Consider the following 15,559-nt stretch of genomic DNA (forward strand, 5'->3'; position numbering starts at 1 on the left):
CGTGACAATGTTATCATAATATTGTGGTAACATTATCACGCTTATGTTCATTTAACAGGGAAGGAGAAAACCGTATGTCTTCGGTAATGTATTCAATCGACAATGTATCTGATGAAGTAAAGAGCGCCGGGGCGCCTCGAAAGGGAAAAATTAAAGCTGTTGCTTATTGCCGGGTCAGTACCGGTAGCGAAGAACAGCAAACTAGCTTTACGAATCAAAAGGCGTTCTTTGAACGTGAAATTTCTAAAAGCAAGGAATTTACTTTATACAAGATTTACGCAGACCAAGGTATTTCCGGTACGAGTTTGAACCGCCGCGAAGAATTTAAGCGTATGCTATATGACGCAGGACTTGACGAAACGGTACTTAACAGTAAGAAATCGGTTTTCACCGCCAGCCCGCGTAAGCCATTGTTTAACCGAATCTTCGTAAAGAATACAAGCCGTTTTGCCCGTAACGTTTTGGTAATAGATATTTTGCGGGAGTTATTAAAGAAGGGCGTGTACGTGCACTTCTTGGACATTAACCTTATTTTTGACGATATATCAAAGGAATTTATGCTTAATATGTTTTTGAACTTTTCACAGCAGGAATCAATCGATAAGTCGGCGAAGGTTAGCTTTGGACATAAGGAAGGCGCAAGGAAAGGCGTGATATTTACGAACGATAGAATTTATGGCTATAAATACCATCGTGAATCAAACGAATTAACAGTAATTGAAGAAGAAGCTAAGGTTGTTCGCAAGATTTTTGAAATGTACGCCGAAGGCTTAGGTATACGCCGTATCCTTAATTACTTGGACGAAAATGGCATTAAGTCACGCCAAGGGAAGTCGTTTGTTCCGTCTGCAATTAAGCGTATGTTATCACAAGAAAAGTACATTGGCGTTTTAGTTCGCAATAAATATGATACGGGGTCTGTATTTAGCAAGAAGACGCCAGTAGTTAAAGATAGTAGCGATTGGCTCGTACATGAAGGTCGTGTTCCCGCCATAATTACAAAAGAGTTATTCGATAGGGTAAATAATGCGCGGGCATCTAAGGTCAACCATATTAATCAAAAAGGAATCTACAAGGGAACGTCTGACTTCGCTGGAAAAATCTTTTGTGGTAAATGTGGGGCAGCGTATACGCGGAATATTGACAAGGGACGTGCCTTTTATAATTGCACCTTAAAGAAGCATAAAGGAACGAAGGCATGTGACGCAAAGAATATTAACGAGTCAGACATTATCGAATATCTCGACGACCTACGGACTAACGGACTGATAGCGGTATTTGCTCGCCAAAAGGACAAACATATAATGAAGCTTCGTAACCAAATCGAAGAGTTATTGAAGCGCATTGATACGCCAACTCTCGAACTTCTGGAAGCCAAAAACGCCGAACTTGCCGAAGTCGACGTTGAAGTAGCGAACCTTACGCGTCTTGCTGTAAAGGGTCAAATTAAGGAAGCTTTGTTTGACGAGCTGAAAGCCGAAATCGACGAGCGCAGAAATGCGTTGGTGATGGAAATTGAATCGTTATCCCTGACGAATGAAGGAATTTACGACGAGATTGCGCGGCTTGAAGACCGTATTCGTCAAATCGAAGCTTTGCACGTTAAAGACGACTATTCCCGCGAAGAAATCTTGAAATTAATAACGCGGTTCGTCGTTACGGATAAAATCGTTGAGTTTGTAACGAAGAAAGACAACCGCAATTCATCGCGACGGGAAGCGGTATTGACGTTTGAGCTTGGCGTTTTCGATGAGTTGTCAAAAATCGAGACTGGACGGTAATAATACAGTCGGCTAACAACCGACACTATTTTTTGTCTTCGCCAAAGCTGGACAATGATACACAATATGAGAAGGTTGTGCATGCCGGCAGCGCAAATCATGAGTGCACGCTTCACATGAAGCTGACCGCATACATCGGCATAATCCTCAACTGAACCGGAGTCGGACAATGGATTCGCGAATGATGAAGATAAATGCGGTGAATTATTAACCACATTAATCGAATTCCCTGTAATCCCCCCCTTTAACTCTGCAAGATGAGAAATGGCTCGGATCTCCATACCCTCTACAAATCCGGCTTCCTCGGCATTCGGAGCCGGTACGAGGACTCGCTTGACCCCGAAGTCCAGCCCTGTGGCGAGCATGGAGAGAACACCCGGCACAGGTCGGATGGATCCGTCTAACGCCAGCTCTCCCAAGACCATAGTATCCTTCCAATCCTCTTCCGGAAGCTGTCCGCTCGTGATCAAAAGCCCCAGCGCAATGGCCAGGTCGAAGGAGGCTCCTTCCTTCCGAACGTCTGCCGGAGCGAGATTCACCGTGATCCGTTGGAGGGGAAACGTAAACCCGCAATTTTTAACAGCGGCACGCACTCTTTCCATGGATTCTTTAATGGCGCTGTCCGGTAGTCCGACGATATTCATTACAGGCAAACCATTGCTGAGGTCGACCTCTACCTCGACCAGTTTCCCGTCTACTCCGTGCAAGCAAGCGCTGATTACTTTTCCGTACATAACAAAAAACACCTTCCCCCCGGATAATCTGGTCCTAGGCAAAGGTGCTTCCTTATCGCCGTTGATCGTATAAGATAACTTCATTTTACATGCTGGATACTGCTTTTGGCAATACATGGAATGAGCCGGATGTTTGTGGATATTCATCGTGATTACAGGAAAGCCTAAGAATGAGGTGAGAAGATTATGCAGGAAAAACCGTACTTTTGTCCGAATTGCCGGTCCAACCGGGTCAAATTCAGTATGATTTCCAGCTTTTCGAGACGCTTTCTGAAGGACGCCGTTACAGGGGCCGTGCAGGAGGTCGGAGAACCGGATGAGCTGCCGGAGGCCGAGCCCACCATACAATGTCAGGTTTGCAGCTTTACCGGCAATGAGATGAGGTTCATTAAACAGGCGGAACGCGAGCCTCGGGTGATGACCCCGACGCAGCCAATTTCGTATCAATAACAAGCGACACAACCTTATACGACAGCGCATATTTTCCTTGCAGGGGAGAAATGCGCTTTTGTTTTGACATCTGTTTTGCATGTAAGATACGCATTTTTTTTCAGGTGAATAAAAAAGATTAATAAGAATTTAAAAACTTCCTGCCGAAAAGATGAGGAAACCGTCGATAAAAAGTGTTACAATGGTAAAGGTTTTGAGGTGAAGGCAGAAAAAGGGTATCTTCTGGACAACCCTAGCTCAAGCTATGAAGGACGGTATTGCCGGTTCCTTTATACACGCCGCATCGCCTGTTTGCGAACGATTCCGTCCAGCATGGCCGGCATCGGATCCATATAGCAAGCTATAACTGATAGGAGGATTTTGCTCAATGAATATCCATGAGTACCAAGGCAAAGCAGTACTGAAGCAGTACGGAGTAGCCGTACCGGAAGGTAAAGTAGCTTTTTCCGTGGATGAAGCGGTTGAAGCGGCGAAGGCACTGGGAACGCCGGTTGTCGTCGTAAAAGCACAGATCCATGCCGGGGGTCGCGGTAAGGCAGGCGGCGTTAAGGTTGCGAAAAGCCTTGATGAAGTACGTACATATGCCGGCGAAATCCTGGGTAAGGTTCTCGTGACTCACCAAACGGGTCCGGAAGGTAAAGAAGTAAAGCGTCTGCTGATCGAGCAGGGCTGCGATATTAAGAAAGAGTACTACGTGGGCGTTGTCGTGGATCGCGGCACCGGACGCGTGGTTATGATGGCTTCCGAAGAGGGCGGTACGGAAATTGAAGAAGTGGCGCACCATACGCCTGAGAAAATCTTCAAAGAAGTGATCGATCCTGCGATCGGTCTGCAAGCGTTCCAAGCACGTAAGCTTGCTTATGCAATCAACATCCCTAACGAGCTGGTCAACAAGGCTGTGAAGTTCATGATGGCTCTTTACACCGCTTTTGTTGAAAAGGATTGTTCCATCGCTGAGATCAACCCGCTCGTAGTAACCGGCGACGGCAACGTAATGGCATTGGATGCGAAGCTGAACTTCGACTCCAACGCATTGTTCCGTCATAAGGACATTCTTGAGCTGCGCGACCTGGATGAAGAAGATGAGAAGGAAATCGAAGCATCCAAATTCGACCTGAGCTACATCGCACTCGATGGCAACATCGGCTGTATGGTTAACGGCGCAGGACTTGCGATGGCAACTATGGATATTATCAAATATTACGGCGGCGAACCGGCAAACTTCCTTGATGTAGGGGGCGGTGCGACGACAGAAAAGGTTACCGAAGCGTTCAAAATCATTTTGTCCGATGCGAACGTAAAAGGTATTTTCGTTAACATCTTCGGAGGCATCATGAAGTGCGATGTTATTGCGAACGGTGTTGTTGAAGCTGCGAAGCAAATCGGTCTGGATCGTCCGCTGGTTGTTCGTTTGGAAGGTACAAACGTGGAGCTCGGCAAAAAAATCCTGAACGAATCCGGCTTGAACATTGTCGCTGCGGATTCCATGGCTGACGGTGCACAGAAGATCGTCGCTCTCGTGAAGTAATACGACTAATATCAGGGGATGTGAACTATACAAATGAGTATCTTGGTAAATAAAAATACAAAGGTTATCACGCAAGGGATCACCGGCTCTGTAGGTATGTTCCACACCAAGGGCGGCCTCGACTACGGCACTCAAATGGTTGGCGGCGTAACTCCGGGCAAGGGCGGTACGAACATTGATATTACGCTTGAGAACGGTGAAGTTAAGTCCCTTCCTGTTTTCAATACCGTTGCTGACGCGAAGAAAGCTACGGGTGCAACGGCTTCCGTTATTTATGTTCCGCCGGCTTTTGCAGCGGATGCGATTATGGAAGCTGTAGATGCAGAGATCGAGCTGATCATCTGTATCACAGAGGGTATTCCTGTACTTGATATGGTGAAGGTTTCCCGTTATATGGAAGGCAAAAGCTCCCGTCTGATCGGGCCGAACTGCCCTGGCGTGATCACACCGGGCGAATGCAAAATCGGTATCATGCCGGGCTATATCCACACGCCTGGTCATGTTGGTGTTGTATCCCGAAGCGGAACATTGACTTATGAAGCCGTTCATCAGCTGTCCACCCGCGGTATCGGCCAATCCTCCGCAGTAGGTATCGGCGGAGACCCGGTGAAGGGCTCCGAGTTTATCGATATTCTGAAGCTGTTCAACGAAGATCCTGATACCTATGCGGTGATCATGATCGGTGAAATCGGCGGAACGGCCGAAGAAGAAGCGGCAGAATGGATCGCAGCGAACATGAAGAAGCCGGTTGTCGGCTTCATCGGCGGTCAAACGGCGCCTCCAGGAAAGCGTATGGGTCATGCGGGCGCCATCATTTCCGGCGGTAAAGGTACAGCGGCTGAGAAAGTCGCTACAATGGAGCGTTGCGGCATTAAAGTAGCTCCTACACCTTCCGAAATGGGCTCTACTCTTGTGAGCGTGCTCGAAGAGAAGGGGTTACTGGAAAAGTGCATCACTAAAAAATAATTGCTTCTATTATATAGAGCAAATATGCAATGAGATGGGCAAGAAGCCTCTCTATTTCGCCAAGCGGCGAGTGGAGAGGCTTTTTGTTTTTCTGGCGCGAAGGGACAAAGTTGTTTCTTGACAAAGGAGGATATATACTAATATGGATAACCGCAGTATTCTAATCGCTTTACATGAGACCGAAGGAATCGGCTGGAAGACGATTCAGCAGCTCCTTACCATTCATCCGGAACTGACGGAAGTGCTGGAATGGAATGAGCAGGACTTTGAATTGACGGGATTTTCGCAGAAAAAGGCAGCTCAGCTTACGCACCTCCTGCAGTCATTAGACGATAAGAAATATGCTCGGCTCCTGCAGGAATATGAGGATCGAGGCATAGGCGTGCTTACCCTGTGGGACGATAATTACCCGGTCCTGCTGAAGCATACGTCACAGCCGCCGTGGGTGCTTTACTACAAAGGCGAGCCAGACTATCTGCAGCTGCCTTGTATCGGAATGGTGGGCACGCGTACACCTACCGCCTATGGCAAGAGAACGGCGGAAGACTTGGCTGAAGCCCTATCTGCTGCCGGTTTATGTGTCGTAAGCGGTCTTGCCCGGGGGATTGACAGCGCTTCGCATGAAGGGGCATTAAGACAGCGAGGAAGCACGATCGGTGTGTTAGGCTGCGGGATCGATCAGATTTACCCACAGGAAAACAAACGTTTGTTTGAACGAGTAGGAGCTCAAGGGCTCATTGTATCCGAGTATCCGTTCGGCACAAAGCCGCGCCCGGGATTATTTCCACAGCGCAACCGAATCATTGCCGGCCTAAGCTTGGGAGTCGTCGTAGTAGAGGCTGCCCTAAAAAGCGGCTCATTAATTACCATGGATCAGGCACTGGAGGAATCGAGAGATGTGTTCGCCGTCCCCGGGCCGATTACTTCACCCAAAAGTCAAGGCACATTAGCTCTCTTGAAGCAGGGTGCCAAGCTGGTCACCTGTGTGAAGGACATTGTGGAGGAATATGCACACCGGATATCCTTGGATGAATCGGCATACATTAATCGTAATCGACAGCTGGAACCGTTGACGAACCAGGAGCAAAAAATAATCGACATTCTCACCTTTCGATCCTGTCATATCGACGAGCTGCTGCTGCAAAGTCAATTTACCTTTGGACTTTTGCATTCAGTTCTGTTAAATTTACAATTGAAAAAACGTATCGTCGAGCTCCCAGGTTCAGTCTACACAATACCTTGATGATGATTATACATATTCATACTTGTTGAAGGGGGAAGGACGACTATGGCCGATTCGTTAGTCATTGTGGAGTCACCCGCAAAAGCCAAAACGATCAGCAAATACTTGGGCAGCAAATATATCGTCAAAGCCTCCATGGGGCATATCCGGGATTTGCCGAAAAGTCAAATTGGGGTCGAAATAAAGAAAAACTTCGAGCCGAAGTATATCACTATCCGCGGTAAGGGCTCTGTTCTCAAAGAGCTGAAGGATGCCAGCAAAAAAGTAAAAAAAATTTATCTGGCGGCTGACCCTGATCGCGAAGGGGAAGCGATTGCTTGGCATTTGGCGCATTATTTGGATGTTTCAGATACGGAGCCTTGCCGTGTCGTATTTAACGAAATTACGAAGCAAGCGGTGAAGGATGCATTCAAAACACCGCGAAAGATTAACCTCGACTTGGTAAACGCTCAGCAGGCTCGCCGGATCCTTGATCGGCTGGTAGGCTACAAGATCAGTCCGCTGCTTTGGAAAAAGGTAAAGAAGGGATTGTCCGCAGGCCGAGTGCAATCGGTCGCCGTAAAGCTCATTTACGATCGCGAGAATGAGATTAACGCGTTCGTGCCAGAAGAATATTGGACGATCACGGCAAAGCTGATCGCCGGCACAACGGAATTTGAAGCCAAGTTTCATAGTCTCAGCGGGGAGAAGAAGGAGCTTTCGAACCAAGCTGAGGTCAATGAAATACTGGCTGCCATTGCTAAGGCCGATTTCGTCGTGAATGAAGTGAGAGAGAAGGAGCGTCTGCGTAATCCATCGCCGCCGTTCATCACAAGCTCCATGCAGCAGGAAGCGGCGCGAAAGCTCAATTTCCGGGCCGCCAAGACGATGTCCGTCGCTCAGCAGCTGTACGAGGGGATTGATCTCGGCAGTGAGGGAACCGTAGGTTTAATCACGTACATGCGTACGGATTCGACACGAATTTCGCCGGTTGCTCAAGAAGAAGCCAAAGATTATATCGTAGGCAAATTCGGCAGCAATTTTTATCCCGAGACGCCGCGGCAATATGTAAAGAAAAATGCCAACGCACAGGATGCGCATGAAGCCATTCGTCCCAGCTCAGTGCTGCGGGAGCCTGACCAGATCAAGGAGTACTTAAGCCGAGATCAATTCCGTCTGTACAAGCTGATATGGGAACGATTTCTAGCAAGTCAGATGGCTTCGGCTATTTTGGATACGATGACGGTGGATATTGCCGCGGCGACAACGACCTTCCGTGCAGTCGGTTCGAAGGTGAAGTTCCACGGTTTTATGAAGGTCTATGTTGAAGGCAGTGACGATGAAACGACGGATGACGAGAAGTTTTTGCCTCCTCTAAAACAAGGCGATAAGGTAAAAACGAAAACGATTGATCCGAAGCAGCATTTTACTCAGCCTCCTCCGAGATATACCGAGGCACGTCTGGTAAAAGCGCTGGAAGAGATGGGAATCGGGCGCCCGAGTACGTATGCTCCCACACTCGAAACGATCCAAAAGCGCGGCTATGTAGCGATTGAGGAGAAGAAGTTCGTTCCTACCGAGCTTGGCGAGCTGGTCATCCAGCAAATGATCGAATTTTTCCCTGAAATTCTGGACGTAGAATTTACGGCTCAGATGGAGGAGGAGCTCGACCATATTGAGGAAGGCAGCCAAGACTGGGTTAAGGTGCTTGATTCGTTCTATCAATCGTTCGAGAAACGGCTTGAGGTCGCGGAAGAAGAGATGGAGAAGATCGAAATCCAGGATGAGGTATCGGACGAAATTTGCGAGAAGTGCGGAAGCCATTTTGTATATAAGATGGGTCGCTTCGGCAAGTTTCTAGCCTGCTCCGGGTTTCCGGACTGTCGAAATACGAGGCCGATCGTCAAAGATATCGGCGTGTCCTGCCCGACCTGCAAGGAAGGGAAAATCATCGAGCGACGAAGCAAAAAAGGACGCATCTTCTATGGCTGTGACAAGTATCCAGGCTGTGAATTCGTATCCTGGGATAAACCGGCGGAGAAGCCGTGTCCGAAGTGCGGAGCGCTGGCGGTGGAGAAGCGGAATAAATCGGGCACATTCATCCAATGCGTCCAGTGTGATTATAAAGAAGAAGCCAAAGACGACGATCTGGAGTCGATCGAGGAGTAAACTTAAGCATAGGGAGTGCGCATCTTGACAGATACACCAAAGGTTACAGTCATCGGAGCCGGTTTGGCTGGCAGCGAAGCCGCCTGGCAAATTGCCAGCCAAGGGGTTCCGGTCGTTTTATATGAAATGCGTCCTGAGAAGAAGACGCCGGCCCATATTTCGGACAAGTTCGCTGAGCTGGTCTGCAGCAACTCGCTGCGTGCAAACGGACTCACGAATGCCGTGGGCGTGTTAAAGGAAGAGATGCGGATGCTCAATTCGCTGATTATGCGAGCGGCGGATAAGCATGCGGTGCCTGCTGGTGGTGCTTTGGCGGTGGATCGGGACGGTTTTTCGGGAGAGGTAACATCCATTCTGAGAAATCATCCGTTGATCGAGGTGCGCAACGAGGAGCTGGAATCGCTTCCTGACGGAATTACAGTCGTTGCTACCGGGCCGCTCACCTCACCTGCGCTGTCTAAGCATCTGCAGGAATTAACGGGCGAGGATTATCTTTACTTCTATGATGCTGCAGCGCCGATTGTAGAGAAGGACTCGATCGATATGGACAAGGTATACCTCGCATCACGTTATGACAAAGGCGAGGCAGCTTATCTGAACTGTCCGATGACCGAAGAAGAATTTAATGTCTTTTATGAAGCGATCATTTCGGCCGAAGCGGCTCCGATGAAGGAGTTCGAGAAGGAGATCTACTTCGAAGGCTGTATGCCGATCGAGGTCATGATGAAGCGAGGCAAGCAGACGGCATTATTCGGTCCGATGAAGCCTGTAGGACTTGTCAATCCGCACACAGGTACCTTACCGTATGCTGTAGTTCAATTGCGACAGGATAATGCAGCGGGCACGCTGTACAATCTGGTAGGCTTTCAAACCCATCTGAAGTGGGGAGAGCAGAAGCGCGTATTTTCCTTGATTCCGGGCTTAGAGAATGCGGAATTCGTACGGTTCGGCGTTATGCACCGCAATACCTTCATTAATTCCCCCAAGCTCCTTCGTCCGACCTATCAGTTTCAAGGAAGAGACAATTTGTTCTTCGCTGGGCAGATGACGGGTGTAGAAGGCTATGTCGAATCCGCAGCCTCCGGTCTGATTGCCGGTATGAACGCTGCGCGGTTTGCTAAAGGGGAGGAACTGGTCTTGTTCCCTCCGGATACAACCTTGGGCAGTATGGCGAATTATATTACGACCGCGGACTTTAAGCATTTCCAACCGATGAATGCCAATTTCGGGTTGTTTCCGCCGCTTGACGAGAAGATCAAGAACAAAAAGCTTAAGAATGAAAAAATCGCAATGCGCGCAATTGAGAAAATTCAGAATTTTTCTCAAAATCAATACAATTTAACTTGTAAATAAATTCGTCCCTATGGTACGATGAGAAAGGCTTTGTATGGTTAGCCTAAGCGAACTATTGCAAAGCCTTGAAGGGGGACAGCCGGTGAAGAATGATCATTGGGTCGATGGCTATCTTCGATACATGTCTGTTGAGAAGAGCAGCTCGTCGCTTACTCTGCAAAACTATGCTAATGATATCCAGCAGTTCGCCGATTATTTGGGTCAGCAACAAATCGATGATTTTGCTGCTGTTTCTTATTTAACGGTCCGTTCCTACTTGGCCTCGCTTATGGCAAACGATTATGCAAAACGAAGTGTCTCCAGAAAAATATCCGCTCTGCGTTCCTTCTATTTATATCTTGTCAGGGAAGGCTACATAGAGACAAGTCCGTTTCTTTATATCAAAACCCCAAAGCTTGACAAACGACTACCCAAATTTATGTATCTTGAAGAAGTGGAGCAGCTGCTTAAGGCTCCGGACATTACCGATCCGCTCGGGATGAGGGATCAAGCCATATTTGAAACGTTGTATGCATCGGGCATACGTGTAAGTGAACTGACAGGTCTTAATTTGAGGTCCGTCGATATACATAATGGGATTGCGCTAGTCATGGGAAAGGGCACTAAGGAGCGTTATGTGCCATTGGGGGAAATGTCCTTACGATCTTTGAAGCGGTATATAGAGGAAGGTCGTTCCAAGCTTTGCAAGGATGTGTCGGAGCAAGCCTTGTTCGTAAATTATACCGGAACGAGATTGACGGACCGCAGCGTCCGGAGAATTGTTGATAAATATATCCAAACGATGGCCGGCGCCCGTTCGATCAGTCCGCATACGCTTCGTCATACATTCGCCACCCATATGCTGGAAGCCGGGGCCGATCTTCGGATCGTTCAGGAGCTTCTGGGCCATGTGAATGTATCGACTACCCAGATCTATACTCATGTGACAAGAGATCAGCTGCAATCCGTCTATAACCGGGCTCACCCAAGAGCTTAAACCTTCGGGAACTAAGCAGATAGCAGGCTTAGTTTTCGTCATGAATGGAGGAGGAAGAGGCTATGGAACAAACCTTTCACGCTACGACCATATTCGCCATTCGGCATGAAGGCAAAGGGGCCATTGCCGGAGACGGGCAAGTAACCTTTGGGAACAGTATGGTGATGAAGAGTCAAGCCAAAAAGGTGCGACGCTTATATCGCGGCAAAGTGGTTGCCGGTTTCGCAGGCTCCGTGGCTGACGCCATCACACTTTTTGAGAAATTCGAGTCCAAGCTGGAGGAGCATCAGGGCAATCTTCAGCGTTCCGCAGTGGAGCTGGCCAAGGATTGGCGCTCCGACCGGGTACTGCGTCGGCTTGAGGCTATGATGATCGTGATGGATCAGCACAATTTGCTGTTAATCTCAGGAAACGGTGAAATTATCGAGCCGGATGACGGGATATTGGCGATCGGATCCGGTGGCAGCTTCGCTTTGGCCGCTGGACGTGCTTTACACCGCTACGCTCCACAAATGTCTGCGAGGGAAATCGCTCATGCTGCACTGACCATGGCTGCCGAGATTTGTGTGTTTACGAACCATAACATCATTGTCGAAGAGATCGAATAAGGGAGGTTATGCGTGTTGAAGCAGGTATCACTCACCCCTAGGGAAATCGTTGCCGAGCTTGATAAGTACATTGTCGGACAGAAGAAAGCGAAGAAATCAGTAGCGGTTGCACTGCGTAACCGATACCGCCGTAGTCTGCTGGACGAATCAATCCGTGATGAGATCGTTCCAAAAAATATATTAATGATCGGACCTACGGGTGTCGGCAAGACGGAAATCGCGCGCAGATTAGCGAAGCTGGTCAATGCTCCTTTCATTAAAGTAGAGGCAACCAAGTTTACCGAGGTTGGTTACGTTGGCCGGGATGTGGAATCCATGGTGCGAGACTTGGTGGAAACCGCCATTCGTATGGTGAAGGCTGAGAAGGCGGAGAAGGTAAAGGATCGCGCTGAGCAGCTGGCCAATGAGCGGATTGTGGATATTCTTGTGCCGACCCCATCCAAGCAACGCGGGCAAAAGAACCCATTCGAGATGCTGTTCGGCAACGCAGGCAATCAGCAGCAGGAGCCGGCAGATCAGCCGTCCGATTCTTATATTACGGCCCGCAAGCAAGAAATGAAGGCACAGCTGCAGCGAGGCGAGCTGGAGAATCAGGTAATTGAAATTGAGGTAGAGGACAGCTCCCCTTCGATGCTTGATATGCTGGCCGGTCAAGGAAACGAACAAGCCGGCATGAATATGCAGGAGCTGTTCGGATCGCTGCTTCCGAAAAAAACCAAAAAGCGTAAGCTGCCGATCAAGGAAGCGCGTAAGGTGCTGACGCAGGAAGAGGCTCAGAAGCTGCTGGATATGGACGAGGTAATTCAGGAGGCAGTGAAGCGTGCCGAGCAGCTCGGGATCATTTTCATCGATGAGATCGACAAAATTGCCAGCTCCGGCAGAGGCGGCGGACCGGACGTATCTCGTGAAGGCGTACAGCGCGACATTTTGCCTATCGTTGAGGGCTCTACCATCATGACAAAATACGGTCCGGTAAAAACGGACTATATCTTGTTCGTTGCCGCAGGCGCATTCCACATTGCCAAGCCGTCCGATTTAATACCGGAGCTCCAAGGGCGCTTCCCGATTCGGGTCGAGCTCAGCAGCTTATCCCAGCAGGACTTTATACTTATCCTCAAAGAGCCGCAGAACGCTTTAACCAAGCAATATACCGCATTACTGGAAACCGAGGGCATTGAAGTGGAATTCTCCGATGCAGCCATCGAGGAAATCGCCAAGATTGCCGCTGAGGTCAATCAAAATACGGATAATATCGGCGCACGCCGCCTTCACACGATTCTGGAAAAGCTGCTCGAGGATCTCTCCTTTGAGGCGCCCGAGATCACGCTGGAGCAAATCGTCATTACTCCGGAATATGTTCGGGAGAAGCTGTCGGACATTGTGCAAAATCGCGATTTGAGTCAATACATTTTGTAGCACCGGATGAATGTTACTGGGATTTCAAGAAAAGCATCCTCGCAGACACTCTGAAACTTGTTTGAAAGGGCTTCGATAAAGGCTTTTCTTAACCGGTCGTTTTCCATGTTTACGAAACCGGGGGGCTTCCGCCATGACATTATTAATGAAGACAAGAAGGTTAAACAAGCTGCTGCAGAAGGAAGCAGGCAATCCCGTCAGCTTTATGGATATGGCCGCAGTGCTAAGCGATATCCTTGCTGCGGATATTTATGTAGTGAGCCGCAAAGGGAAAATTCTCGGGAGCGCACGTTCCCGGGAATCGGCCTTCGAGCCTGAGCCAAACCCGCACCTTCAGGAAAATCGATTTCCGGCGGACTATAACCAGCTCCTCCTCAAGGTGGAAGAAACGTCTTCTAATCTTGAGGCGGGAAGCGAGTTTGATGTGTTTGGCGAGCATGGATCCGAAGAAGGCTTTCATATAACGATTGTGCCGATCATTGGGGGCGGCGAGCGTCTTGGCACACTCATTTTAACAAAATCAGGGAACGATTTCATTGATGACGATCTGGTCCTGGCGGAGTATGGCTCCACTGTCGTAGCGATGGAAATTTTGAGGGAGAAGGCAGAGCAGATCGAAATCGAAGCCCGCGGCAAGGCGGTGGTGCAGGTCGCTGTGGGTTCGCTTTCATTCAGCGAGCTGGAGGCGGTTGAGCATATTTTCGAGCAATTGGATGGCATGGAAGGTCTATTGGTTGCCAGTAAAATTGCAGATCGTGTTGGCATAACCCGCTCCGTGATAGTGAACGCGCTGCGGAAGCTGGAAAGCGCCGGAGTCATAGAAACCCGTTCACTCGGTATGAAGGGAACTTATATTCGCGTTCTGAACGATCAGCTGCTCCAAGGAATTCAAAGCGTGAAATAATGAAAATTAACCAAAAATTTTTAAGAAGTAGTCCTATATTTCAAAAATATAGGGCTTTTTTCTTATTGTATTATTTGTCGACATTCTCCAATATAGGAATAGTTCCACGTAACTACATAATATGCCAGCGTTGTTATATTTTTTTTCAGCGAAAATGTCGAACGAAGGAGGATATTCTGCATAGCTTGTTGAATATCTATCTTACATATCTATACGAAAGTAGGATATCCATCATGTATGTATTTAATAAGCCAGGATTTGATATGCTGGAACGTTCATTGGATGCTGCAACTCTGCGTCAGAAGGTAATTGCAGATAATGTCGCAAATATCGACACGCCTTACTTTAAAAGGTCAGAGGTGAAGTTCGAGGAACTTCTTCAACAGGAGCTTCAGGGACCTTCCGTTCAAGGATATCGAACGGATCCGAGGCACTTCGAGATTGGAAAGCCGGCTCGGCCGATGCCTCAGGTGATTCAGGACAATAGTACGGCTATCAACAACAATTTAAACAACGTGGACATTGATTACGAGATGTCGCTGATGGCCAAAAACCAGCTTCGATATAACGTAATGGTACAGCAGGTTAACGGCGAACTAAAGAAACTGAGAACCGTAATCGATGGGAGGGGTTGATAATAGATGAGATTGACCAATGGATTTGATATCAGCTCTTCCGCATTAACGGCGCAGCGGTTTCGTATGGATGTCATATCTTCCAATATCGCCAATGCGGATTCGACAAGAGCACAGCTTGTCAATGGGAAGTGGGTTCCTTACCAAAGAAAGCTCGTTACTCTCGAGCCTAAGCAGCAGACATTCGCTCAGGCACTGCAGAATGCGCAGAACGGCGGAGCAGGAGAAGGTGTTCGAGTCACCAGGGTGATAGAAGATACTTCTCCCTTTAAGCAGGTCTACAATCCGACGCATCCCGATGCGGATGAGAATGGCTTTGTAATGCTGCCGAATGTGGATGTGCTTAAGGAAATGGTCGATATGATTTCAGCTACCCGTTCTTATGAAGCTAACGTTACGGCGTTGAATGCTTCCAAGAGTCTGATTACTAAGGCTCTGGAAATTGGAAGATAATAGACAAGATTGAGAGGGGCAAGTTTTAAATGATTGACAAGGTAAGCATGCAGCCGCTGAAGACGGTAGCCTCGGTGCAGCCTAAGACGGCAAGTCCGGCAGAGGTTTCGGAGCAATTCGGGCGTTTTTTGAATGAGGCTATTACGAACTTGAATGAGCAGCAACAGGCTGTTGATGACGTTAATCAGAAATTTGTAAGGGGCGAGATTTCCGACGTGCACCAAGTGGTGCTCACTTCAGAAAAAGCATCCCTTGGACTGCAGCTAACGGTTCAGGTACGCAACAAGATGATCGAAGCCTATCAGGAAATTATGAGAATGCAGGTCTAACTTGAATGAATCTTAGCTTCAGTCGATCGGATGGG

14 protein-coding genes and 1 pseudogene are annotated in these 15,559 nt (G+C 48.4%); 14 read left to right on the forward strand and 1 reads right to left on the reverse strand.

From position 1 onward, the window contains the following. The first annotated feature begins 74 nt into the window (after nt 1-74). Nucleotides 75-1,781 carry a recombinase family protein gene (locus RAC89_RS23110; RefSeq protein WP_306615955.1) on the forward strand — a complete coding sequence of 569 codons (1,707 nt, stop codon included), beginning with the start codon at nt 75-77 and terminating at the stop codon, nt 1,779-1,781. Between the two features lie 359 nt (nt 1,782-2,140). Here RAC89_RS23110 and RAC89_RS23115 read toward each other — a convergent pair. After that, nucleotides 2,141-2,662, reverse strand: a pseudogene (locus RAC89_RS23115) (magnesium chelatase domain-containing protein); the annotation flags it as partial. Between the two features lie 39 nt (nt 2,663-2,701). Between RAC89_RS23115 and RAC89_RS23120 the strand changes: the two are divergent. From RAC89_RS23120 to fliE, 13 genes are all read left to right on the forward strand, one after another. Continuing rightward, nucleotides 2,702-2,965: a hypothetical protein gene (locus RAC89_RS23120; protein ID WP_306615956.1), complete on the forward strand. Its 264-nt coding sequence runs from the start codon at nt 2,702-2,704 to the stop codon at nt 2,963-2,965. A 367-nt stretch (nt 2,966-3,332) separates the two neighbouring features. Beyond that, nucleotides 3,333-4,493, forward strand: a complete 1,161-nt coding sequence (sucC, locus tag RAC89_RS23125; RefSeq protein WP_306615957.1) for an ADP-forming succinate--CoA ligase subunit beta — start codon at nt 3,333-3,335, stop codon at nt 4,491-4,493. A 33-nt stretch (nt 4,494-4,526) separates the two neighbouring features. Then, entirely contained in the window at nt 4,527-5,459 is a 933-nt protein-coding gene (sucD, locus tag RAC89_RS23130) for a succinate--CoA ligase subunit alpha (protein WP_284639013.1), read from the forward strand. A 142-nt stretch (nt 5,460-5,601) separates the two neighbouring features. After that, complete coding sequence (dprA, locus tag RAC89_RS23135; RefSeq protein WP_306615958.1) at nt 5,602-6,702, forward strand: DNA-processing protein DprA; 1,101 nt, start codon at nt 5,602-5,604, stop codon at nt 6,700-6,702. A 45-nt stretch (nt 6,703-6,747) separates the two neighbouring features. After that, the gene (gene topA, locus RAC89_RS23140) at nt 6,748-8,850 is read left to right on the forward strand and encodes a type I DNA topoisomerase (RefSeq protein WP_306615959.1); all 2,103 of its coding nucleotides are present in this window, start codon (nt 6,748-6,750) and stop codon (nt 8,848-8,850) included. A 24-nt stretch (nt 8,851-8,874) separates the two neighbouring features. Continuing rightward, the gene (gene trmFO, locus RAC89_RS23145; protein WP_306615960.1) at nt 8,875-10,203 is read left to right on the forward strand and encodes an FADH(2)-oxidizing methylenetetrahydrofolate--tRNA-(uracil(54)-C(5))-methyltransferase TrmFO; all 1,329 of its coding nucleotides are present in this window, start codon (nt 8,875-8,877) and stop codon (nt 10,201-10,203) included. Between the two features lie 82 nt (nt 10,204-10,285). After that, nucleotides 10,286-11,179 (forward strand): tyrosine recombinase XerC, encoded by an 894-nt coding sequence (xerC, locus tag RAC89_RS23150; protein WP_306615961.1) that lies wholly within the window; start codon nt 10,286-10,288, stop codon nt 11,177-11,179. Between the two features lie 62 nt (nt 11,180-11,241). Continuing rightward, the gene (gene hslV, locus RAC89_RS23155; protein ID WP_306615962.1) at nt 11,242-11,787 is read left to right on the forward strand and encodes an ATP-dependent protease subunit HslV; all 546 of its coding nucleotides are present in this window, start codon (nt 11,242-11,244) and stop codon (nt 11,785-11,787) included. A 15-nt stretch (nt 11,788-11,802) separates the two neighbouring features. Next, the gene (gene hslU, locus RAC89_RS23160; protein WP_306615963.1) at nt 11,803-13,203 is read left to right on the forward strand and encodes an ATP-dependent protease ATPase subunit HslU; all 1,401 of its coding nucleotides are present in this window, start codon (nt 11,803-11,805) and stop codon (nt 13,201-13,203) included. 133 nt (nt 13,204-13,336) lie between these two features. Continuing rightward, nucleotides 13,337-14,107, forward strand: a complete 771-nt coding sequence (codY, locus tag RAC89_RS23165) for a GTP-sensing pleiotropic transcriptional regulator CodY (protein WP_306615964.1) — start codon at nt 13,337-13,339, stop codon at nt 14,105-14,107. 233 nt (nt 14,108-14,340) lie between these two features. Next, entirely contained in the window at nt 14,341-14,742 is a 402-nt protein-coding gene (flgB, locus tag RAC89_RS23170) for a flagellar basal body rod protein FlgB (RefSeq protein WP_306615965.1), read from the forward strand. A 6-nt stretch (nt 14,743-14,748) separates the two neighbouring features. Continuing rightward, nucleotides 14,749-15,195 carry a flagellar basal body rod protein FlgC gene (gene flgC, locus RAC89_RS23175; RefSeq protein WP_284639029.1) on the forward strand — a complete coding sequence of 149 codons (447 nt, stop codon included), beginning with the start codon at nt 14,749-14,751 and terminating at the stop codon, nt 15,193-15,195. Between the two features lie 29 nt (nt 15,196-15,224). Continuing rightward, complete coding sequence (gene fliE, locus RAC89_RS23180; RefSeq protein WP_284639031.1) at nt 15,225-15,524, forward strand: flagellar hook-basal body complex protein FliE; 300 nt, start codon at nt 15,225-15,227, stop codon at nt 15,522-15,524. Nucleotides 15,525-15,559: the final 35 nt, after the last annotated feature.

The sequence above is a fragment of the Paenibacillus sp. GD4 genome, assembly GCF_030846225.1.
Taxonomy (GTDB): Bacteria; Bacillota; Bacilli; order Paenibacillales; family NBRC-103111; genus Paenibacillus_G; species Paenibacillus_G silviterrae.

Coding starts and splice junctions, on each gene's coding strand:
- RAC89_RS23110 (WP_306615955.1), top strand. CDS start 75: ATGTCTTCGGTAATGTATTCAATCGACAATGTATCTGATGAAGTAAAG.
- RAC89_RS23120 (WP_306615956.1), top strand. CDS start 2,702: ATGCAGGAAAAACCGTACTTTTGTCCGAATTGCCGGTCCAACCGGGTC.
- sucC (WP_306615957.1), top strand. CDS start 3,333: ATGAATATCCATGAGTACCAAGGCAAAGCAGTACTGAAGCAGTACGGA.
- sucD (WP_284639013.1), top strand. CDS start 4,527: ATGAGTATCTTGGTAAATAAAAATACAAAGGTTATCACGCAAGGGATC.
- dprA (WP_306615958.1), top strand. CDS start 5,602: ATGGATAACCGCAGTATTCTAATCGCTTTACATGAGACCGAAGGAATC.
- topA (WP_306615959.1), top strand. CDS start 6,748: ATGGCCGATTCGTTAGTCATTGTGGAGTCACCCGCAAAAGCCAAAACG.
- hslV (WP_306615962.1), top strand. CDS start 11,242: ATGGAACAAACCTTTCACGCTACGACCATATTCGCCATTCGGCATGAA.
- codY (WP_306615964.1), top strand. CDS start 13,337: ATGACATTATTAATGAAGACAAGAAGGTTAAACAAGCTGCTGCAGAAG.
- flgB (WP_306615965.1), top strand. CDS start 14,341: ATGTATGTATTTAATAAGCCAGGATTTGATATGCTGGAACGTTCATTG.
- flgC (WP_284639029.1), top strand. CDS start 14,749: ATGAGATTGACCAATGGATTTGATATCAGCTCTTCCGCATTAACGGCG.
- fliE (WP_284639031.1), top strand. CDS start 15,225: ATGATTGACAAGGTAAGCATGCAGCCGCTGAAGACGGTAGCCTCGGTG.